24 protein-coding genes are annotated in these 22,913 nt (G+C 48.2%); all 24 read right to left on the reverse strand.

Annotated elements, in window-relative coordinates:
* Window positions 1–4: 4 nt before the first annotated feature.
* Window positions 5–496 (reverse strand): DUF3106 domain-containing protein, encoded by a 492-nt coding sequence (locus OEZ43_12145; GenBank protein ID MDH5546336.1) that lies wholly within the window; start codon window positions 494–496, stop codon window positions 5–7.
* Window positions 489–686: a hypothetical protein gene (locus OEZ43_12150; GenBank protein MDH5546337.1), complete on the reverse strand. Its 198-nt coding sequence runs from the start codon at window positions 684–686 to the stop codon at window positions 489–491. Before OEZ43_12150 ends, OEZ43_12145 begins: the two co-directional genes overlap by 8 nt.
* 10 nt (window positions 687–696) lie before the next feature.
* Complete coding sequence (locus tag OEZ43_12155; GenBank protein MDH5546338.1) at window positions 697–1,086, reverse strand: DUF3619 family protein; 390 nt, start codon at window positions 1,084–1,086, stop codon at window positions 697–699.
* Window positions 1,083–1,685, reverse strand: coding sequence for an RNA polymerase sigma factor (locus OEZ43_12160; protein ID MDH5546339.1), 603 nt, complete (start codon window positions 1,683–1,685; stop codon window positions 1,083–1,085). Before OEZ43_12160 ends, OEZ43_12155 begins: the two co-directional genes overlap by 4 nt.
* A gap of 647 nt (window positions 1,686–2,332) precedes the next feature.
* Window positions 2,333–3,640 (reverse strand): c-type cytochrome biogenesis protein CcmI, encoded by a 1,308-nt coding sequence (ccmI, locus tag OEZ43_12165; GenBank protein MDH5546340.1) that lies wholly within the window; start codon window positions 3,638–3,640, stop codon window positions 2,333–2,335.
* Window positions 3,641–3,658: 18 nt separating this feature from the next.
* The gene (locus OEZ43_12170) at window positions 3,659–4,114 is read right to left on the reverse strand and encodes a cytochrome c-type biogenesis protein CcmH (protein MDH5546341.1); all 456 of its coding nucleotides are present in this window, start codon (window positions 4,112–4,114) and stop codon (window positions 3,659–3,661) included.
* Window positions 4,111–4,635, reverse strand: coding sequence for a DsbE family thiol:disulfide interchange protein (locus tag OEZ43_12175; protein ID MDH5546342.1), 525 nt, complete (start codon window positions 4,633–4,635; stop codon window positions 4,111–4,113). The genes OEZ43_12170 and OEZ43_12175 overlap by 4 nt, the downstream gene beginning before the upstream one ends.
* Window positions 4,635–6,638, reverse strand: coding sequence for a heme lyase CcmF/NrfE family subunit (locus OEZ43_12180; GenBank protein MDH5546343.1), 2,004 nt, complete (start codon window positions 6,636–6,638; stop codon window positions 4,635–4,637). The genes OEZ43_12175 and OEZ43_12180 overlap by 1 nt, the downstream gene beginning before the upstream one ends.
* Window positions 6,638–7,117 carry a cytochrome c maturation protein CcmE gene (gene ccmE, locus OEZ43_12185; GenBank protein ID MDH5546344.1) on the reverse strand — a complete coding sequence of 160 codons (480 nt, stop codon included), beginning with the start codon at window positions 7,115–7,117 and terminating at the stop codon, window positions 6,638–6,640. Before ccmE ends, OEZ43_12180 begins: the two co-directional genes overlap by 1 nt.
* Before the next feature lie 7 nt (window positions 7,118–7,124).
* Entirely contained in the window at window positions 7,125–7,283 is a 159-nt protein-coding gene (gene ccmD / locus OEZ43_12190) for a heme exporter protein CcmD (protein MDH5546345.1), read from the reverse strand.
* Complete coding sequence (ccmC, locus tag OEZ43_12195; GenBank protein MDH5546346.1) at window positions 7,284–8,033, reverse strand: heme ABC transporter permease CcmC; 750 nt, start codon at window positions 8,031–8,033, stop codon at window positions 7,284–7,286.
* Between the two features lie 10 nt (window positions 8,034–8,043).
* Window positions 8,044–8,709 (reverse strand): heme exporter protein CcmB, encoded by a 666-nt coding sequence (ccmB, locus tag OEZ43_12200; protein MDH5546347.1) that lies wholly within the window; start codon window positions 8,707–8,709, stop codon window positions 8,044–8,046.
* Window positions 8,709–9,344 (reverse strand): cytochrome c biogenesis heme-transporting ATPase CcmA, encoded by a 636-nt coding sequence (gene ccmA, locus OEZ43_12205; protein MDH5546348.1) that lies wholly within the window; start codon window positions 9,342–9,344, stop codon window positions 8,709–8,711. Before ccmA ends, ccmB begins: the two co-directional genes overlap by 1 nt.
* Before the next feature lie 77 nt (window positions 9,345–9,421).
* Window positions 9,422–11,917: a hypothetical protein gene (locus OEZ43_12210; GenBank protein ID MDH5546349.1), complete on the reverse strand. Its 2,496-nt coding sequence runs from the start codon at window positions 11,915–11,917 to the stop codon at window positions 9,422–9,424.
* 12 nt (window positions 11,918–11,929) lie between these two features.
* Window positions 11,930–13,012, reverse strand: coding sequence for a 6-bladed beta-propeller (locus OEZ43_12215; GenBank protein MDH5546350.1), 1,083 nt, complete (start codon window positions 13,010–13,012; stop codon window positions 11,930–11,932).
* Between the two features lie 5 nt (window positions 13,013–13,017).
* Window positions 13,018–14,166, reverse strand: a complete 1,149-nt coding sequence (locus OEZ43_12220) for a hypothetical protein (GenBank protein MDH5546351.1) — start codon at window positions 14,164–14,166, stop codon at window positions 13,018–13,020.
* Entirely contained in the window at window positions 14,121–14,717 is a 597-nt protein-coding gene (locus tag OEZ43_12225; GenBank protein MDH5546352.1) for a hypothetical protein, read from the reverse strand. Before OEZ43_12225 ends, OEZ43_12220 begins: the two co-directional genes overlap by 46 nt.
* 146 nt (window positions 14,718–14,863) lie before the next feature.
* Complete coding sequence (locus tag OEZ43_12230; GenBank protein ID MDH5546353.1) at window positions 14,864–16,339, reverse strand: hypothetical protein; 1,476 nt, start codon at window positions 16,337–16,339, stop codon at window positions 14,864–14,866.
* Between the two features lie 219 nt (window positions 16,340–16,558).
* Complete coding sequence (locus OEZ43_12235; GenBank protein ID MDH5546354.1) at window positions 16,559–17,257, reverse strand: cytochrome c, class I; 699 nt, start codon at window positions 17,255–17,257, stop codon at window positions 16,559–16,561.
* 14 nt (window positions 17,258–17,271) lie between these two features.
* Window positions 17,272–17,649: a hypothetical protein gene (locus OEZ43_12240; GenBank protein MDH5546355.1), complete on the reverse strand. Its 378-nt coding sequence runs from the start codon at window positions 17,647–17,649 to the stop codon at window positions 17,272–17,274.
* Window positions 17,650–17,788: 139 nt separating this feature from the next.
* A complete protein-coding gene (locus OEZ43_12245) occupies window positions 17,789–19,582 on the reverse strand; it encodes a hypothetical protein (GenBank protein ID MDH5546356.1) in 1,794 nt (597 codons plus the stop codon).
* Window positions 19,583–19,780: 198 nt separating this feature from the next.
* On the reverse strand, window positions 19,781–20,755 hold the full coding sequence (locus OEZ43_12250; protein MDH5546357.1) for a peptidylprolyl isomerase: 975 nt from the start codon (window positions 20,753–20,755) through the stop codon (window positions 19,781–19,783).
* A gap of 24 nt (window positions 20,756–20,779) precedes the next feature.
* A complete protein-coding gene (locus OEZ43_12255) occupies window positions 20,780–21,679 on the reverse strand; it encodes a cytochrome c3 family protein (GenBank protein MDH5546358.1) in 900 nt (299 codons plus the stop codon).
* A 159-nt stretch (window positions 21,680–21,838) separates the two neighbouring features.
* Window positions 21,839–22,906: a hypothetical protein gene (locus OEZ43_12260; GenBank protein ID MDH5546359.1), complete on the reverse strand. Its 1,068-nt coding sequence runs from the start codon at window positions 22,904–22,906 to the stop codon at window positions 21,839–21,841.
* Window positions 22,907–22,913: the final 7 nt, after the last annotated feature.

Raw genomic sequence — 22,913 nt, forward strand, 5'->3', positions numbered from 1 at the left:
CAAACTATCTTTGCCTGTTCAGCATAGGACGTCGTTGTCTGGGACTAGACTGGCGCAAACGCTGTCGTATTTGTTGCCGCTGTGCCGGAGTCATGGATTGCCATTTTTGTCGAAGTTGTTGTCGCTTGCTTTCTGGTAATGTCTGAAACCACTTCGACCGCCGCTGTATTGACTGTTGCTTTTCGGCTGGCATATTCTTATATAACCTAAAACGTTCTCTTAATACTTGGCGTTCTGTCGGCGACATTTCCTGCCATTGTTGAAAACGCTGCTTAAATACCCTCTTCTGATCGCCATCCATTTTCTGCCATTGTTCTACACCTCTAATCAATCGTTGTTGTTTTTCTGCGGGGTATTGATTCCACTGTTCTTTTGCCGCACTCAACATTTTCTGGTGCGCAGGCGACAATGCCTCCCAAGGCGTGACGGTATCTTCCGCCAACAAAGGGAAACTCAAACAGATCAAAATTAGCAGGTTCACGATTCGATTATTCATCACGTTTTTCCTGTTCTGCAAACTCCGAAAACTGATCGTCTTTAACATCGAGTAAGGCGAAAGGATCAACCACAGTTTGCTGGTCGCCAGTATCCCAGCTACCAATAAATTCCAGAAACGCAAGATCAGGCGCATCCTGATCGTCGTTTGCAGCGACGGGTATAAGCACTAGACTTATACAAATCCCCATTAACCAGTACCTAACCGGAATTGGCTTCATCTTCCAGCCACTCATAGAATTCCAGCTCACTGTAGAATTCCAGATTTTCATGGCTACTGAGCAATTCCATATCTTCGAGCACACCTGGCTCTACCTGACTGATCCATGTACTGTTGTTCCAGACATTCCAGGTCAAAATGGCCACTACTGCGACGGCCGCCGTTGAGGCTGGTATTGCCCAGGGATGATTGCTGCTCAAGGCCATGATGTTTTGCCAAACAGCTACCGGCGTTGATTTGCCAGCTTGATTAAGCACTGCCTGACGACGCTGATTCAAATCAGACAGGGTTTCGCCATCGAGTCCGTCCGCCTTTTCATCAAGTTGTCGTTTGACCCTGCGCAACAACTCATCTTCATCATCATGTTTCATGGCCAATACCCTTCCAGTTTTTCACGCACGGTATGTATGGCGCGGGAATAATGGGTTTTAACGCTGCCTGCCGAGCATCCCATAGCCTCAGCTGTCTGTTGCACATCCAAACCTTCCCAAGCTCTCAATAGAAACGCCTGTTGTTGGCGTAACGGTAGCTCGTGCAAGACCTCATCCAGTCGCGACAATGCCTGGCTATTGAATACGGTTCTACCCGGTTCGAAGCGAACGTCTTCAATTTCAAGCGACGGTTCCGGCTGATTGTCTTCATCTCGCGACCGACCAAACCAGCTGCCAAACCATTGTTCGACTTTACGCTTGCGGTGCCAATCGGTAATTCGATGCTGCAAGATGCGATGGAAAAGAGGCGCCCATTCTTCGTTTGGTCTTTGCGCGTAGTTGCGTGCCAGTCGCAACATCGCATCCTGCACAAGATCCAACGCATCCTCACGATTATAGGTAGCAATATAGGCCATGCGGTAGGCACGTCTTTCCACGCCCTGAAAAAATATATTCAGCGCATTCCTGATATTTACTGTCTGAGCGCCGTCCCGGCCTTCCCCTTCCATGAGGTCGTAAGATACCGTTACTAACTGCATTTTGCGAATTCCTGTGACCACCTTAATGATAGCAACGGGCGAGCAGGGATTTGGTTGACAAGATTTGGAAATTTTTAGTGGGAAAAGCTAACTATTGTCCGGAGACCATAACCGACCCGGACGGGCCAGTCGCCGTTCCGGATCGGCTATGTTGTGCCGCTCAGGCAATCTTAGTGAATGGCGATATCAGTCAACGCATTCAAGATAGTTGGCGCCAGATACATCACCGGCAGTATCATGGCAAAGGCTAAAAGAAAAAGGGCGGCTTTTACATTGTCACTCATGACGTTTACCTCATAGGGGTTATTAATAAAACTGTCCGATCCTTCGGATAAGCAGAAGTATTAATCTTTCTGTCCTTGGCTATATAAGCCTTTTCTAAACTTCTTATCGCAATTATAGGATTGATCCAAGCAACTTCCCAATCAGATGATTTGATTGATCGAGTATTTCGTTCAGAAAATTGAATTGAGGGGACAAATTATCGAAGCGCTTGTTTTTAAACGATTGGGAAATTAGCAAACGATTTACTCAGTTAAACACAAGCTGAACAAGCGATAAGCTTTGATTATTGGGGCAATTGAAGAGGCAAAATTGTTCTTAGAAAATTAAATAAAGGGCGTGACGAAACGCCACGCCCTGTGTCCTTATCTGACTTCGGAATTGATAATAACGCTAATTCCAGAGCTGGAATTGACGCGTATTTCATCGCTAAAGCCTTCGAGATCCCCGGGTTGCGACATGGCATTACCCGTCTTCGAGATACGTGCTCCAACGATTACGCGACCAAACCCTGATAGCTTCATACTCGGGTTCATCGCAAGCGAATCGTCTAGTTTAAACTTGAACGGAAGATCTTTTACTTGTTTGCGAACGATAGCCAACGGCATACGTGGCCCGTCAGCAGCGCGGGCAAATATAAAAACGGTGTCATCAGCACTGGCCTTACTGGCGATGGCGCCACCCAGCATGACAGTTCCATTTACTTCTTTAATTCCACCACCTGCAGCCGCCACTGAATTCCCGCTCGCAACTCCACCCTGTTGCATCATCGGCGGTGTCATCATACTGGGCGGAGCAGAGGGAGCCATGCCAAGACGGGAACGGACCTCGTCAATATTCGCAGCTATCTGCTGTGCCTCGTTCGATCCTGGAGGCAACACCTTAATCAATCGCTCCCAAAACCCCAGCGCGGATTTAAAGTCACCTTGCTGGTATGCCGCAGTACCAATTAACCACAAGCCCTGCACATGATTCGGATCAAGCTCAATCGCCTTCTCCAGCAAACTAATGGCCTTAGGCGTGATCTGACGACCGGATGCCATTGCAACGGTATCAGCGTAAGCCGCCAATGCATCGGGGACCTTGTCACCACCCATTTGCATCAACTTTTCGAAAACATCGGCAGCCTCTTTGAAGCGTTTCTGGAATTTATACGAACGCGCCAGCATAAACCAACCCTCCGGGTCATTTGGCTCCTGTTCCAGACGCTGCTCCAGCTGTGCAATCATATTGTTAATAGTCTGCTGCTGGTGTTCTGCGGTATTTACCTCGGGTTCGGCACTGTCGGGATCTAGTCCGCGTGCTCCCGCTCCCCAGGTGCCATAGAGGATAATGGCCAAGACAGGAACCACGGCTATCAGTGCCATGGCAGACATTTTGGCCGATGTAGGCGTAACCGCTTCTGCTGTTTCGTCACCTTCTTCGAGACGCTTCATGTCTTCAAGGAAGTTGCGTTCGATATCCGCCTTGGCGCTATCGTATTGCTCCTGGCTGATGACCTCGTTTTTCAGGTCATTTTCCAACTCTTCAAACTGATCCTTATAAACATTGACCGTTAAATCTTTACGATCGACAAGTTTTGAATCTTGCGGACGCTTTTTCAATAAAGGTGGCAATAGGAATGCTAACGCAATAGCGATAAAGACTACCGCGATAAACCAGAAAGCTATCATGTGCTAATCTTCCCCGTCTTATTTCTTGAGTAGTTCTTCGACGCGCGCTGTATCTTCCGCGCTGAGCGGCACATCATCAGCCGCCACCAGACGGCGCTTACGCAATTGAACAAACAGCATGGTCACGCCAATGATGAGTAGAATAAAAGGACCAATCCAGAGGAACATCGTGGATGACTTGAAGGCTGGTTTATAGCGGATAAAGTCACCATAACGTGCGACCATATAGTCAACGATTTCATTATCTGTTTTACCCTGCTTCATCTGCTCGCGCACGACACGCTTCAGGTCGTCAGCAAGTCCAGCTTTGGAATCGTATATAGTCTGGTTCTGACACTTCTGACAACGCAGTTCAGAGGTAAGCGCCTTATAGCGTTCCTCGTCGATTGCAGAATCAAGTAAAGGCACAGCGTCCTTAGCAAAAACCGGCAGGGCCAACAGACCTAGCAGGATGGCTACAACGGCACTCTTCATCCTTCCAGCTCCTTAATCTTGGGCTTCAAAATTGTCTCCCAATCCTGACGGGAAACAGGACCGACATGTTTGTAACGAATCACACCTTCTTTATCGATAAGAAAGGTTTCGGGAACACCGTATACACCGTAGTCGATTCCCACATTACCGGCCATGTCAGAGACACTAAGCATGTAGGGATCACCAAGCTGACGCAACCAGGTCATGGCATCGTTTGGTTTGTCTTTATAGTTCAAGCCTATCATCGGCACTTCACCCTTGCGGGCTATTTCCATAAACAGAGGGTGCTCGGAACGACAGGCACCACACCAGGAGGCCCATACATTTAGCAGCCACACCTTGCCTTTCATTTCCTCATTGGCGAATTGCATGTCGGCCTTGTGCAATTGGGGAAGATTAAATGCCGGTGCGGGTTTATCGAGCAAGGCAGACGGGAGTATCTGCGGGTCTTTGCCGAGACCAATATAGAAGACCACGACCAGGCCAACAAAAACTAGCAATGGCGCGATAAATCGTAACATCAGGCATTGACCTCCGCAGTTTTGACTTTTGCTCCCGCTTTAATTTTTGCGTTTTCAGCTTCCTCTTTTTCCTTACGCGAAACAAGACGGTAACGTTTGTCACTGATCGCCAGGATTCCGCCTAGTCCCATCAACGCACAACCACCCCAGATCCAATCAACAAAGGGCTTTTCATAGACACGGACACTCCATGCACCGCGGGAAATCGGTTCGCCAAGCGAGACATATAGATCGCGAACCAATCCGGTGTCGATCGCCGCTTCCGTCATCACCTGTTGCTGCACGTTATAAAAACGTTTTTCCGGATGCATCACTGTGACCTGAGCGTTGTCACGAAAGACAGTTACAACACCACGTTCAGCAACGTAATTAGGCCCCTTCACCTGGGAAACACCGTCAAAACGGAAGAGATAGGCACCGACTTCCACGGTGTCACCTATATCCATACGTACGTCTTTTTCTTCCTGGTAACCGTTGACCAGGGTAACGCCGATAATGAAAATACCGATACCAGTATGTGCTAATTGCATCCCGTAATAACTACGTGACATCTTACCTAGTGCCGCACCAGCCTTGATGCGTTGCTTGTGTCGCGTCACGATGCTGGTGACAACGGTACTGAAAATCCACATTGCCAGCAATATTCCGAGACTCACGCCCCACGACCAATGCCCCATCATAAAGGGTACGATAGCTGCCGTAACAATACTCACCGCACCCGCATATTTCAGGCGCAGCATAACTTCACCCAACGATGCCTTTTTCCAACGTACGAAAGGCCCGATACCCAGAAGGAAAATCAGCGGTGTCATCAGTGGTACAAAGACCGCATTGAAATAGGGAGGTCCAACTGAAATCTTACCCTTGCCCATTACGTCTAGTAACAGTGGGTATAAAGTGCCGAGCAGCACTGCGCCACAGGCCACTACCAGCAATACGTTATTACTTAACAAAAAAGTTTCACGAGATACCAGCGAGAACTTACCACCAATGCCAACCGACGGTGCACGCCAGGCGTACAAGGCGAGTGAACCACCGATAACAATCGCCAGGAAGACTAAAATAGCGATACCGCGATCCGGATCGGACGCGAACGAGTGTACAGATGTCAGTACGCCTGAACGAACCAGGAAAGTACCAAGGAGACTGAGAGAAAAGGCGAATATCGCTAGTAATACCGTCCAGTTCTTAAAACTGCCACGTTTTTCAGTTACCGCAAGCGAGTGCAATAAAGCGGTTCCAACCAACCAAGGCATAAACGAAGCGTTCTCAACCGGGTCCCAAAACCACCAGCCGCCCCAGCCGAGTTCATAGTAGGCCCACCAGGAACCAAGGGCGATACCCAGGGTGAGAAACACCCAGGCAATTGTTGTCCAGGGACGAGACCAACGCGCCCATGTCGCGTCCATCTTGCCACTCATCAGGGCGGCAATCGCGAAAGCAAAGGCCACAGAGAAACCTACATATCCCATGTATAGCAACGGCGGATGTATCGCCAGTCCGGGATCCTGCAATAGCGGATTCAGATCGCGTCCGTCCATTGCAGAGGGCAATACACGTTCGAAAGGATTCGAGGTAATCAGCGTAAACAGCATGAAACCAATCGCGACAAAACCCAGTACGCCGATAACGCGCGCAACCATGTCCACGGGCAACTTACGACTGAACACGGATACCGCCAGACCCCAACCAGAAAGCATCAGTATCCACAGTAACATTGAGCCTTCGTGGCCGCCCCAGACTGCCGAAACGCGGTACAACAAGGGCAACTGAGAATTGGAATGATTGGTGGCATAGAGCACGGAGAAGTCATGATTGACGAATACAGACACCAGACAGCCAAAGGCAATCGCTACAAATACGAACTGCCCCTGTGCCGCAGGACGGGCAACTGCCATCAGGGATTTGTTACCGGTTTGCGCGCCCCAGATGGGAAGTACGGTTTGTGCTATCGCAATGACTAGCGCCATTATTAATGCAAAATGACCTAACTCCGGAACCATTACAAAGCACCTCCATTAGGCATTTCGCTTTGTCCTAATTGTTGTTTGTTCATGTTCTTTCCTTTCTCCAGAGCCTCAGCTACTTCAGGCGGCATGTATTCTTCATCGTGTTTAGCCAGTACTTCGCTGGCAGAAAACAAACCGGTGGATTTATCGAGCTGGCCCTGCGCCACTACACCCTGACCCTCGCGGAAGAGATCAGGGAGGATGCCTTTGTATGTAACGCGGATACGCTGGTGGTTGTCAGTCACCCAGAAATACGTCGTCAGACCATCATCTTCTCGCTCAAGTGTTCCTTTCTCAACCATGCCACCAAGACGGAAGTCTCTCTCTACGGGCACCTTGCCCGCAAGCACATCCGAGGGGCTGAAAAAGAACACCATATTGCTGTTGAATACGTTTAGCAGCAACGCTGTGACGATACCAAGTGCGGCGATCCCACCTGCGACAAATGCCAGTCGTTTGTGTCTAGGTTTCATTTACATCTCACTCTTTGTTCATGCGCGCCATTCGCGCCAGACGCCGGGTCAAACTCTTCTTGTTTCGGACCAGGAGAACAATCTCTATAGCAAGCAGACCAAAAGCAGCCCCGTAAGACCACCATACGTAGAAGGCGTGTTTACCCATATCCAGGAATTCAGGCATTTATTTTCTCTCCGCAACCAGATCCACTACCCAGGCAGCGTGGCGCTCACGTTCCAGAATAATATTCCTGACCCTGGCCAAAGCTATGGCGATGGTATACATCCAAAATGAAAAGGCCATGATAAACATCGCCGCCTTCATTGATGGCGCCATGGTCACACCCGTAGTTGTTACAGACATCCCCTGGTGCAAGGTGTTCCACCATTTTACGGAAAAATAGATGATGGGCAGGTTCACGATTCCCACTATCGCCACCAGGGCACTCGCCTTGGACGCCTTTTGTGGGTCATCAATCGCAGCCTGCAGAGCGATAAAGCCTAAATAGAGAAAAAGTAAGATTAAATAAGAGGTTATACGTGCATCCCAGACCCAATAGGTACCCCAGGTGGGCTTACCCCAGAACGAGCCTGTCCACAAGGCGATTACCGTGAACAGTGCGCCCGTTGGAGCCAGGGCGGTGGCCATCATGTTCGACAAACGGGTGTTCCAGATCAGACCGATGGCCGCATAGGCACACATCACTATATAGATAAACATCGACATCCACGCCGCACCGACATGGATAAACAGGATGCGATAGGAGTTACCTTGTTGGTAATCGGGGGGTGCAACCGCAAATGAGATATACAGACCAATAGCACAGCTGATCGCTGCCAGCCCGGCGAACCACGGCATGAGCTTACCCGCAACCGGGTAAAATACCTTGGGCGATGATAATTGAAGCCAAAAAGCTTTAGTAAACAATTGCATAGAAAAACCGTTATTCCAGCGAAATACGCAGGGCCAGGGCCGCAGCCAGCGGCGCTAACAACATCGCCAGGATCAAAAAGATCCCCAACAGGGAAAAATGGGCCTCTACGCCGAGGCCTCCCCGGAACGATTCAACCGCGCCGGAGCCAAAAATCAGCACAGGAATATACAGGGGTAAGACCAAAAGTGAAAGCAAAACTCCCCCGCCCCGCACGCCCAGCGTCAAAGCTGCACCCACTGAACCGATCAGGCTCAGCACTGGTGTTCCCACCAGCAAAGTAAGGGTAAGTATTTGAATTGTATCCCCATCCATCCCCAGCTGCATGCCGAGCAAGGGGGATATTATGACTAATGGCAGACCAGAAACCAACCAGTGCGCGAGGATTTTGCTGAACACCAACAGCGACAAGGGTTGGGCCGCCATCAGCATCTGCTCGAGCGTGCCATCATCAAAGTCTTCGGCGAACATGCGTGTAAGAGACAGCATCGAGGCCAATAGCGCGGCTACCCACAGGATACCTGGGGCAATCTCACGCAAGGTATTGATTTCCGGACCAAGTCCTAGCGGAAACAGAGTCACGACAATGACAAAGAAGAACAAGGTGGTCAGCACCTCGGCCTTGCGCCGCATTGCCAGGGTCAGGTCGCGCCACAGTAAGGCGCGTATGCCGCCCATTAATGCATCCCTCCACCACGACCATCCATGGACAACTCACGTTGAGTGCCCGATGAGACCTGGAAATCCTGGTGGGTGGTGATGATGATCATGCCGTTTTTATCAAGATGGGCCGCCAGTATATCCTGCAACTGGGCCACGGCCTTCACGTCCAGCGCAGTAAAAGGCTCGTCGAGTATCCATAATTTGGCCTTACTCACCAGCAAGCGTGACAGAGCTACTCGACGCTGCTGCCCCTGGGAAAGAACTTTTACCGGCAGATCTTCTCTACCCTTGAGGCCAATTTCAGCGAGGGCATCCCATGCCTCGTCTTCACTGATTGGATGTCCTGCCAGACTGGAACTAACGCGCAGATTTTCCACCGCTGTCATATCTGCCTTGGTACCCAGTTTGTGACCGAGATAAAGCAGGTCTTTATTGTATTCCTCGCCGAGTTTTTTAACGTTCTCGCCATTCCAGCGAATCTCGCCCTCGGCGGGTACCATCAAGCCGCATAGAATGCGCAACAAGGATGTCTTACCGCTACCGTTTTCGCCACGCACATAAAGCATCTCCCGTTCATTAACAGAGAAACTCAAATCACGAAACAACATCCGGTCGCCGCGTATACATTGCAGCTGCGCGGTTTCTAGCATTGCATAGTCCCGAAAGTTCTAGAAAGAATAATAGGCAGAATTAAGTCTAGGTTTACCTACTTTTCAAAGTTGGTAGATCAGAGAATATTGTGGCAACCGGAACTAGCACAATTATCACTCGCTCCAGACCCGCTTCGCACCCATTGACCACTTGCCTTAAAATCATCGACACTCAGTGTCGAATTTGGGAAATTGTAAAAGGCGTCTTGAGCGGCATCAACAACGCCAATATTAACCAATAATGCCTTATTCTTCGCTCCATGAGGCACCTTCACATGGCAAAGAGAACATTCATACGCCTGATTCCCAGGAGCCCCAAGACTGAGATTCAAATCTGGTTTTGTGGCGTGCGCAATATGCAAATTCTGCCAATAGGCACTATCTGCAGGAACATTAGTCTTACAATCAGTGCTAACCGCGCAACTAAATCCGCTTGATTTCAATGAACCAAGGGCAGTTGCTGGATTTGCATACTGATCGTACTCATGACAGCTAAAACACAAATCATTGGGCGTCGCTGTACCTGTGTTTTGATTCCAATTGCCGACCAACAACTTGTTATTCACTGAACCATGAGGACCGACTGCAGATGTTGGGTCATTGCTCGTATGGCAATCTGAACAATACATGGTTTGATTTCCGGCATAAGTATTACCAACACCACTATCATTCCAAGGACTGATTAGACTATCTTGCCCCGCTGTACGTCCTGTGGCACCCGTTACTGGATGCCAACTGTTGTGGTTCTGTGGGTCAGCGTGACCGACTACATCATCAGCCGGCTGAAACTCCATTGCAACATTCAATTTAGTGTTTGTCGTTAGATCTGCATCTGGAATTCCATAATTTGAGTGGCACTTAAAACAAACCTGGTACTCTTTCGTTACCACTTTTGTAGGCTCTGTTTCCGTTGTAGGATCTCCGCCAAGCTGTACTGTTTCATCAAGACCCACAATCTTTTGAGCTCCAGTGTCCTTAGTAAATTTCAACACAACGTTAAACGGATCAAAAGTATCACCTACCCCAGGGTAGTCAGGCTCTACGCCAGATGTACCACGAAGCGAACCTGACGCTTTATTGGTATGCATAGCAGTACCGTCATGATCATGTGTTGCTTGAACTTTTGCAGATAACTCGTCGTATTCAGCATTTTTCACCATTCGATGAGGATTATGGCAATCTGTGCAAGTAACATGACGATTTTCCAACTCTGCAGGGTACTCTAATTGATTTGCATTTCGAATATCGTGAACGTTCGCTCCTATAGAAAAATCCGCAAGAGAGTGGCCACCTGTTAAATCATTTAAAAATTTGATGTCCTTCGCTCCAACATTTACATCAGATAATGCAGTATTGGTGGAGTGACATTGATAGCACGTGTTCTCTATCGCCGAATTGTTGCTGACGTTAGCGCCTTCACGTAAAAGATATCGAGCACCTTCTTCGGTATGCGCGTCGTGACAGTTTAAACATGATGCTTGCCACACAGTCGTACCACGAGGAAATTCTCGCGCATCAGCGGCGGTGTCGTCATATATCTCGTCGGCGTGTGACATAGTCGCATGCGCAGACGTTGCCCATCCCGCTTTCTTATGGCAGGCCAGACAGTTGATATCCTGATCGATATTAAAACTCACGCCAGAGGGTGAGCCTTTCTGGAATCTATGCAAACGTAGAAACTTAATATTTTCATCGCTTGTGCTACGGATATGGGGGTCATGACAAGACGTACATTCAACAGTACCTGCAGTTTGGGTAGCAAAGACACCATCGGCCAAACCTGGCAGAGCAGTGGTTAACGAAGACTCCAAAGGAACCGCTATGCGCGTTGCAGTGCTGGTAGGATTATTGTTGGCATCAGGCGTACCACCACCAGCCTGTATCGTCGCATTTCTTACCGCTACCGCGGAACCCGTGCGACGACCGATATAATCAACTTCACTCAATTTATAAATTTCATCGTCGGTTTCTGATTCACTATATTGGAACCCAATCGGATGGTCATTACTCAAATCGAAACCTAGATTACTATTCCGTCCCGTTCCGCTATCAACAAGTGTCCCATCTGGATTGATACCCGCTCCTGTCATTGTGGGTTGCGGTTCACGAGGCTCGGGGCCTGAGTTTGTCGCTCTGCCATTAATAACATCAACAGATCCGACAGCAACCGTACCATCATGACACGAAAGACACATTTTGGACGCTTCACCAGGCTGAATCGCGCTGCGAGTGGCAAAATCAGTCCCAAAATTCAACGAATTCGAATTGTATGGGGTATATGTTTGCACTGACGCTGCTTGGTTCCATAGAAATGGTTTCGTCGCATTATTAGGATCACCATGCGGCGTATGACAGAAAACACACACTTCGTTTTGCGTCGCCGCCTGAACTTGACGCCCTACATCATTGGAAGGTAAATCTGGATTCGCGAGCGCTGCAAAATTATGTTTGGTATTGACGATATCAGAGATACGGTCGGAAGCCATATGGTTAGCGGCAAACGCGAACTGTACGCCTAAAACAAAGGCAATAATCGAGGCGGCGGTGTATTGAACCGTTTTTGTGATTCTCATTGAGTATGAACGCTATTGTGTTTGCTGCGTTGTCGCGGACAACGCCGTTTGTTGCGAAAGATCGGTCAACACAGCGACTCGCCCGTTGAACATATCTGCAACAAACACCCTCCCTAATTCGTCGACCCAGACACCGGCTGGCAGATAGAACTGCCCGGGTCCATGACCACTCCCACCAATCGGTAAAAGCGGCTGGCCTTGACCGTCGTATACTAGCAGATAGTCGTAGTACGATTCTACAACGTATACCTTGCCCTGGCTGTCGACAGCGACCCCTTTTGGTCGCGGTAGATTACCCAGGTAAATACCGCGTTTTCCAAAAGTGTTCAGAAACTTACCATCACTGGCAAAAATTTGCACGCGTGCATTGAGCGTATCGGTCACATACAGACGTTGATCGTGATAGGCGAGATGTGTTGGTGCCTTAAACAAGCCATCCGCATCGCCTGGGCCACCGATTTCGGTCAATTTTTCGCCATTCAAATTCAGGGATATAACCTTGTGTGCTTCGCTATCCGCAACCCACAAATGTTGCCTCACTCTATCGAACGCAAGCCCTGTCGGTCGTCGTAACGTTCCTCGCCCCAGCTCGCGCACGAATTCACCATCGGAATTGAGTACGACGATCACACCTAAAGTAGCATCCGCCACATAAACAAACCCGGTTTGATCCAGTGCGATACCGACCGGTGTTTTGAATCCGCGACTATTCCCAGCCTCCTGCCACAACTGCAATTCACCGCGTATACCGTCAAATACAAAAACGCCTTTGGCGTTACCATCTGTGACATAGATACGCTGTCGAGAGGCGTCATATGCACCACTTTGTGGACGCTTAAGACGCATGGCATCGTCTTCTCCCAGGGCCAAACCGACTATCCATCTGAATGCGCGTTTGAGAAATTTTTGCTTGGCCTGGTCTACAATGTAGTTCTCTTCACCTACAAGATAACCTTGAAGTTGATAACGAGCCTGAAGGGGTTCAGAAGGCCAAACCAAGGGCTGTTCTGTATTTGTTAATACAAACTTGCCCGGCGTATGTGCACAAGCGAGCAATAAGAAACTACAGCAAAGAACAACAAGGACGCGACGCATGGAAATTACGGTAGCAACAACATTGCTGATTTCTGATCTACCGAGGTTTGTTCAGCTGGATTTTCGCCAGGCGCGGCGGGCACAGATTCTGGTTGTACTGGTTGAGTCTCTTTTGTCGACGGTTTAGAAGCAGGACTTTTCTCCAGAACGGGCTGAGCTTTGGCAGGCGGCAGTATCTCGAAAACCTGGACGCGACCATTGAGACTGTCCGCGACATACAGATAACCCTTATGGACTTTCATGTCGCTAACGAATCGAAACTCGCCTCGACCGTAACCATTACTACCAATAACGTCGATCAACTTGCCCTGCTGAAAAACCTTGATAATACTTTCATTCTTTTCGGAGACGTAAACACGCCCAAAGTTATCAACTGTCAGTGCGGTAGGGAATATCAACTGACCTTCACCAAAATGGGTCAGATAACGGCCTTCGTTGTCGAGTACCTGAACGCTGAGCTCAATACGATCGCTAAGATAAAACCCATCGGCCGTTTTAATCATATCGGTGATGATGCGAAATTTACCCGGCCCTTCACCGCGACCACCAATACCGCGTAATGGCTCACCACGCTTATTGAAAACAACCACATGGCTATACACTTCGTCGGCGACGAAAACTTCGCCATTGTCTTCATTGACAGAAACGGCAACCGGACGAGAAATGTTTGGGCCGTGAAAATAGCTACGGATTAGATTGCCATCGGGATCAAAATGCAGCACGCGACGACCTTCGATATCAGCCAAATAGAATGAATGATCGGCTGCGACATAGATATCGGTGGCGTCTTCGGCGACTTCAGCACCAACACCTGCCATCGGGTCCATACGTCCATCGACGAGTGAATAACGGAAAATATATCCATCACCGGCGTCGAAGATATACATGATGTCATCACGTAGCCCGATCGAGACAGGTCTTTCTAAATCATGGGAGTCGTCACCAACGAGAAATCTCTTAAATCCATCACCTGAGCCCAGACCGACACGGTCTATTGTTGCTCGGTAGCGCAACGTTTTGGCTTCGGTATCGACACTCGGATGTATGGGCGACATTTTCTCTGGCGCAATCGAACATCCCGCCATGAAAATCGCCAGTGCAATTGAGACTATTTGTAGCGCAGGCCTACGCTTTTTCTGGGTTCTCTGTGGCATCGATTACACTCGTAAGGTGGAAATGCAACTTTTCCATGACAAACACCGCAGTACTCACCTTCCATGATTTTTGCCATAGTGACCGGATTTCCACCCCGCTGAGGAATAAAAATACCGGGATGGCAGTTCTGACAGGTCAACCAGATGGTGTGCGGACGATGGGGAAAACGCACATAAGGCATAGAAGCCGTGTTCTGAAAAATGACGTCGAAATCGACGGCGTGCATTTTGTCTTCTTGGGTAAGACCGGCGCGGGGATCAACCATTCCTTTGTCCAAGGTCTCGACCCAGTTAATCACACCACGTTCATCTCTGGGAAAATTAAGCATGGCTTCTGCGGGTGGCTGCAGTAATTTTACCGCTTCATTAGCGGGATCATGTATACCGTCTTCCGCAATAGGCGTAACGTCTCCGTGTAATTGAAAATGACCGGAGCTCTCTTCATATCGTCCTTCTATACGTCCCTCAAGGCTCGCAGCAAATACGGCCGAGGTGTAAATAAACAGCAAGGACAAAATGATAGTAATTTTCAAGATGTTATTATGGCGCATAAAGCGTTTCTCTCTGTCCGCCCTCTCTTAGTCGAACGATTATACATAAATATTTGCAGAATTCTTGTATTTATTGGATTTTTGACCTCAGTAACACAGACTAGCTGTCATACCTTGCCCGGTCAGATTTTAGAGCAACGTCCCTCTTACATCGACACACCCAACAGCATCAATCCGCGTCTGACTTCCATCGTCGCATCCTTGATAATGACCAACGCTTCGGTATAGTTTCCCACACTTGCTGACTCTTGAGACTTATCGTGAAAGAACTGCCCTTTATCTACATAACGTTGCATCAAATCTACTGACGCCTTTGCCGGTTTTTTGACCTCAATTGCTACCGGAATCAGTTCCATATAACTGCGATAGCGATTGACTTCATATTCGTATTCATCTTTCGGCGTATCAAACTTTAACTCATAAACTAGCGTGCGCGAACCCAGCATCGCATTCATTGCTTCGGCGATAGCTCGCTCCGCAAGTCGAGCTTTGTTTATTGCCTGTTTGAAACTATTAGACTTGGCAAGATTGTCTGCTTCCGCCAGTAGGCGCGCCACCTCTTTGGCATCGTAATCCACGATTTCGCGCTTTTCCTTTTGAGCGCTACGTTTTGCAGCGTCATGCGATTCTTCGAAACTCTGAACAGAAGCCAGGACACCCTCGTATTCGCCGCGCATCTCTTCAAGCTCTTCCTTACTAGGTCCCGCCTTTGGTTTTTTATTGAAAGCCGACACTACATCTTCAGCTAACGCCATGGCTTGATCCAACTCATTCTTATCTAAACTGGCCTGCGCCTGCTTAACTTTATTTTCTAAGTTACTTTTCTCATCGGCATCAAGAGCTTTGCCTTTAAACATAATTAGCATGCTTGCATAACTGACTTTTTGTTTTACAACAGAAGGTGACAAGGTGCTCTTTGCACTTTGTTCCGGATTGGATTTTGAATATTGAGATTGCTCTGTATCGAGCTTAGCCTGCAATGCTTCGAGATCTGACCCAGCATCTACAATTAACAGCTTACCGCCCATAGACTGATGGTTACGACATTGATAATACAACTCGTCAGGCGTGTCTTTCTGCGGTTGGAAGGTAACATCTCCATTATAGGTAAATTGTCCGTCAACATTTCTGGTATAAACCGACGAACCCCAACCCTTGGGACTCTTACTCAAATAAAAATCGTGCTTTACGTTGGTTCTAACACGAAACGTATATTGCTTACCTCTTTCAAGGACTAACCATTTGCCTTGAACGCCATTCAAGGCGAATCCTTTTTCGTGTCCAATACCAAAAAACGGATGACTCTTGTTTTTTTCTTCAATATCGATCAGAAAAGTATTTGGCTCTTTTGGTAACTCCCTCGTTGGCTTTGAGACGGATGCCGCAATTGGCTCGGCTTTGAGCTCCGATACCGGCGCCGCCTCAATAATACTGATACTCGAAACTTCTAATTCGTCGTCCTCTGTTTTCTTCGGAGGAACCGGCTTAACCGCCTGCACTTCTGGCTGACTCGACTCTTTGGCAGGCATTTGGAAAAAAGCGCAACTCGATAATATTAACGCTGAGACGGCTATTGAACCTGATCGAAGAAGAACACTATTTAAGGACGAAATTCTCTTCACAACATTTTCCTATATTCTGGATAAGCCAACGAAACTGATATCAAGGCAAAATAGAAATTCTCTCTAGCGATTGGCTTTTTCCCAAAGCATCGCTACTACCATCCCCGTTTTTTATTTTTTCTTCCGGTCGTCAAATTCCGACATTTCACTCTAGCCAATATGACACATCCCTCATAAAGAGGGATGTGTCAGGTTGCTTGTACTATCAGATACCCGTGATTATCTCCAAGGGTTCTTGACAGTTGCATCACTCAAAGGCGGAGTCCAGTCAGCTGGCTTGGGCTTGGAGTGACACTTGGTACAGGATTTCGTAGTCGGTGGAAAAGAAACCTTTCCATGACACACACCACATTTCTGACCAAGAATAATCGCAGACATATTGATCTGATTTGCACCGCGCTGAGGTATGAAAATCTTCGGGTGACAGTTAGAACAATGTAGCCATTGAGTATGCGGCTTGTGTGGAAATACCACGTCAGGCACAGAGGCCTTTACAGGACGGACGATATCGAGGTCCATTACGAACGGCTCGACATCAGGATCCTGACGATCGTAACGTGGATTCAACATGCCATCATTTAGTGACTTAACCCAGTCAATGTGGTTACCAAATTCCGTTGTTGGCAAACCTTCGTATGCAACCTTTGGCGGCTGCAGTGAGAAGGTAGGTTCGTTAGCGGTATCATGGATTCCATCTTCTGCCGGCGCAGCATTTGGATCTTTGATCTTTTTCAACAGACGGTTGAAAGTGTTGGCACCAGATACATTCATCTTTGAAGGCACGGAACCAGTCACTTCAGCAGAAGAAACCGGTGCACTCGCGGCAACCGCTAAAGGAGCGATCTCAGACGCCTGTACCATTACTGGCAACGCGGTAAAAGTTACCGCAATTGCAAAAGTTCTTAATACGTTTCTCATTGGTATTCCTCTCCCTACTTCTTATAGCCGTCTTGTACAGTGTCTTTCTGATCCAGGGCCTTATAGGCTGGCGCTACGAGACGTTGTACTGTACTTCCGCTGATGTGAGTTGGTGTACCTGGAATACCTGAGTGACACATGCCGCAGTTTTCAACTGACCATGAAATCTCTCCGTTGTGGCAAGCACCACAAAATTGGCCATCAATAATCTTCGCCATTGTAATCTTGTTTCCACCGGCCTTGAACTTAAAGCCCAAATCCGCGTGACAAACCTTACAGCGAAAACGAATGCGGTGATACCAATGAGGAAAAACTACTGGTCGCATACCCGCCGCATCCGCGTAGTTATTGATGACGACGTCTGCATATTCTGCGTGAGCCGGCTGTGGCATTACCACAACTGCAACCCATGCTAATGCACCGAATAAGGCGAACTTCCAAATGTTAGTGCGCTCTGCTTTGGCTCTCATAACTACGTTCTCCGTTTATTATAAAAAATCAACGTATAAAAAAACGCATTCCCGACCGAAATCAGAAATTGCGATTAATCTGAAAAATCAACGATATGGATCCCAAACCGGAATTACTTATAACACCACGCCCAACGAGTGAAGTCGCCAGTTTGCCAATGTTATACCCAAGCTGATTCTCCCAGTCTCCCTGCAAACGATCTTCCCCCGACTTATTGATCGTTGAAGAAAGATCAAACTTGGTCCGAAATTTGAGCTTATATATACCAAACAAACGCGAATGTTGGTAGCTCAATCTGCCCGTTGCCACCGTCAGAAACTCGTCGAAAAATTTGGCATCGCTGCCTCCTTCGTCCCGACGAGAACTCTGCAAGGAAAAATTTCCACTCCAGGCGCTTAAGCGCGTGATAGGCATGGATCGGGAGATTTGCATATTTATAATCTGCATCTCCAACGAATTATCGAAAAAGCTTCGAGTATCCATTGCCGTTAATTGCGCATACGCGCCGCCAGTGTTCACATCCAGATTCCACGCAAAGCTGCCTGAGTGTGACACCGTCAGTATCGAACCAAGATCTTTTGTTACTAAATATTCGCGTGCTTGTTGCGTGAAACTAGTACGCAAACTCGATCGGTTTCCCGTAATCCAATGTCGACTAATGCTATGACCAAGTCCTGCGTTCAAGTTTTGCGAAAGATCTAAGTCGAAGTCTGTTGAAGCACCTATTTTGCTGCGTTCACTTCCGGCGTCATTACCTATTCCAGCATTAGAAAACCAGCGATATTGAAAACCACGGCGTATCACTTGGTCAGATTGATACATTAACTGTACATTCTGTTTGGAACTTATATTCTGGCGACTCTCCGTATCGAGCGCGTTTCCACTAACTGACGCGGTCAGTTGCGTGCGACGATTTATCGTATAGGTACCTGAAAGAAAAGCATTCACGCCCTGGGTATCATTAATCAAAGAATCGTTATTATTGGTAAACTGGCGCAAATTTACACGCAAAGCACCGTTAAGAACATATGGCCTGTAAACCGGACGCCAGTAGAAAAAGCTCGAGGCCTGACTCACTTCACTACTGCTGTCATTCGTACCACTCTTGTCCGTGTAATTGATATGAGACCCAAGAGTCTTTATATAAAACTCACTATTCGGAACGTAATGGTGCATGGCGGTGAGATACCCAGCTTGCGTTTTGCTCCCCGGGGTAATCCCTCCCTCTCTTGTCTGATAAGAACCTGTCGCATAAAAATTATGGTTGGCAACACGCGACTGTATTTTTCCGCCATAAGTCTGTTCACTTGAATCACCAATCGTACTTGACGTCTGTCTGGCCCGATCCTGTATCCACAAATCTAACTGATCACCGCTACGACCGATAAAACTCTGCTTAACACCGAAAAAACGCGTTTTGATATCGAGCCCAAGCCTAAGCAGATCTTTTCCTGGAAATTTTACTACTGAATCACTAGTCGCAGGATCAAGATTGTTCTGCATGTAAAAAGAAGCCACCATCGGCGCACGACTGCGGGGTAAAAATCGAAAATCGCTTCTTGAAGACAACAATAAGGATCGCTTCTCTACGCCCTCTTCCACCAATGAAAACGCACCGGTACCGGATCCGCCCACGTTAAACGTCGCAAACCATGGCTGCCATAAATAACTATCCGCGTTTAATGAACCGACTACATAAGAGCTCTGTGATCGCTTTGCCTCTTCAGTGACATACAAAGCGTAGTTATAGCCCAAGTTGCCACTCAAATTCAGGGGAGACGTCGATGCCTGAACGGCCGACAGAAGAAGACCGCAAAATAATATCGCGAATACCACAGCTGCAGGTCTAAACATTATCACCTGCACTGTATGCACCATGCGTCACAAATAACAACGGCACCCCTCCACCGATGAATGAGACTATTCATATGCTTTCAGGAAAACACAGACAGACCGTGAAACGGTCGTGACGAGCTCTCCTCCCTATTCAAATTTCTGAAGTCGTTTTAACTTGCAAAAACTCGCGACTTTCAGCGTTGTAAGGCTATCGGTCTATAGACCAGCCATATCGATTGTTATAGTTGCCCTGGATTTCAGATTTCGCAACAAATCTGCCCAGGCTTGTTTAGCCCGCTCCCGTTGCCATAACTGGCGGACTCGATCCTTAACCTTCTCGTATTCATTCAACTGGGCGTCAAGCGTCTCATCCAAACGCAGTATTGCAACGCCCTGCAACATCATCACGGGGTCACTAATTTCATTTTCTTTCATTCCATTGAGGACTTTCTCTGCCTGTGGAGAAAGCATACCCTGATGTAGAAAGCCCATATCGCCGCCGTTAGACGCCGATGGATCACCAGAATGTATACGTGCGGCGTCAGCAAAGTCCGCTCCACTACGCAAGCGCTTAACCAGTTTTTGCGCTTCGTCGCTAGCAGCCTGCCAAACGTCAGCACCAGACGACGGCGCGACCTTTAACAGGATTAGCGAAACGCGGCGCTGCATAGGCGTGGTAAATAGCTCGCGGTTTCCATCGTAAAATTTCTGCGCTTCTTTTTCATTCGGGACACCTATCTCTTGCACCCTCTGACGAAGTTGTTCCAGCAAATTTTCTTCTTCCAGCGCCGCACGCAAACCAGCCAGCATGCCCTCACGGTTACGCTCCCAATCTGGACGTGACGCATAACGTTTCTCATAAGTCTTGAGCTGAGATTCAACAGACTTAGCATCGGCTGTAATTTTCTGCTTCTTCGCCTCACGCAACAACAACAACCGCTCAATCAAGGTATCAGAGACTTCTTGTTTGAATGCCTCAAGCTGTTGTTCAGGAATCTTGCCGTGGTAAAAGCGCTTGCGCACACCCGCCTGATAGGCCATACGAAAATCGTGTTTGGAAATCTGTTCGCCGTCTACGACAGCAAATGCATCATTCTCTTTGGCTGTTGCTTTGGCATCGGGCTTGGCATAGGCAGCTACCTGCCACAAAACCAGCAAAACGACTAAGCCCGCTTTTACAACTCCGCGCATCTCTACTTACCTGTTCCGCACTGTTTACTTAACGTGACACGTCAAACACAAACCGCTTGGTGTGTCTGTATTGCTAATGCGCAGAAAAGTTGGGTTTACAGTTTCATGCGGATCATGGCAACTGGCGCATTCCACAAAAGGTTCTTGTTCAGACTGTCCAGGATAACCATTTTGTGCGTCACGAGTATAAAGCAGGACATCATGTTTTGTACGCTCACCATCGCCGCCGTTGCGCCAATCATGGTCAACCCACCAGATATAACGACCGTCTTTTACTTTATAGTTCACTTCAGCAAAATCAGGGTCGTTAGTGTCTCCACGACTGGGTTTCGGACGAGAAGCACTTACGCCGCCACCGGCATATTGCATTCCTATAGGGTGATCGTTGGTTAAGTCCGTTCCGAGATTTTGAACCAGACCCGGGGCAATCACAGAGCTATTGTCATTAGATCCGATTCCACCTAACTGCTGATCCGCGCCCGTCCAACGTCCAGCGGAAAAACTCGGGTTCTCTGCACCAGAACCAGGTTCATTGATGAGATTGTCGAGAGCTATGGTACCGTCATGACATGACAGACAGCCGATAGAAACAGAACCCACATCAGCAATACGTGCGTCGAATGTCGACGTGCCCAATTGATCATAAGTCTGATAAACAGCTGGATTGGCTAGTTTGCGATTCCAGAGTGGAATAGCTGCGCTGGAATCACCACCATGAGGGGTATGACAGAAGACACAGATTTCGGCTGTTCCTGAAAATTCATTACGCTCGCCACCGTTGGCGCTGGTACTTGTACCCGTAACACCGAGATTGTGCACGGATTCGGCAATCCCAGCCCAGGCAACTTTTGTATTGACAGTCAACACAAGACCTATGCCTGCAACGACTGCAAAACTCGCCAAGGCCTTCAGGTTAGCTCTCATTTCCCCCCCTAAATCTAGAATCCACGTATCAACAAGGCTGATCGATTTCTATCGCTCTACTATAAAGCCTTATCCCAGCATACTGGACAAAGGCCTTACTCTAGACGACTAACCTTGTTTTCGCAAGACTGAATGTAAGGAAATATAAGAGCAAATCAGTCAACGAATCACAGACTTGGCGCTGTCTTCATCGAGTAGTCGCCAAACATCAATCGATCTCAAGGCCTGATCCACTATATAGATAAATCCCTTTTCATCGCTCGCCACTCCCGAGGGAAGTAGATATCGCCCTGGTTCACCGGGCGGCTCTTGATTCCCCAGCACCAACAACAATTGTCCGTCGCTGTTAAAAAACTGTACATTCTGAAATGCTGTGTCCGAAATCACGAACAAACCGTTATGAGTTAGCGCCAATCCACGCGGCCTGGCCAATTGCCCCAAGCCGCGCCCAAGCCCGGCCCAACTGCTTTTGTACTTTCCCTCGGAATCGAACACCTGAACACGAAAGTTTCCCGCATCCAACACCACAAGATCACCCTGCAGACTTACCGTCACCTGGTTAGGATGATTAAACTGTCCTTCACCATGACCGCGTTCACCAATAAAGCGTTTGAATTTACCTTCAGAATCAAACTGAGTGACGCGATGCCGTGTTGAATCCACGCCACCTCGATCCAGGGCAAACACATCGTTATTTAACGATGAAACCGCAACATCACTAAGCCGATCAAACAGATCCGGCGTTCCAATTTCGCGCAGATAAAGGCCATATGCATCGTAGACTATGATCTTACCGCGCGCACTATCGGCAATATAAACCTGCTTGTTGTTGTCGATTGCAATTCCTGCAGGTTTTTCAAGTTTTCCTTCCCTCCGCCAGCCGAATGCAAAAAAGCGCCGACGTTGCAAATCGAACATATACGCGACGGCATCGCGACTATCCGTAATGGCAACTAAACCGTGCCGAGCCGCAATATCATAAGGCTTGTTCATGCCGGGAGCGGACTCCAACTCGCCGGTCGCAAAGCGCTGGAATCTTTGCAGAGTGGAATCGCGAACAAGATCTTCGCCAGAACGAAGACGTGCTTCCAGTTTCAATCTGGGCAAGTCCGGCGCGGGTGGCCAGTAAAAAGGTTTATTCTCAATTATCGGTGCGTTTGAACACGCTGATAACACCGACGTCAGAAAAGCAAAGCTCAACCAAAAAACCAGAATACTGAACCGCATTGGCCTG

It is taken from the genome of Gammaproteobacteria bacterium (genome assembly GCA_029881255.1).
Taxonomy (GTDB): Bacteria; Pseudomonadota; Gammaproteobacteria; order S012-40; family S012-40; genus JAOUMY01.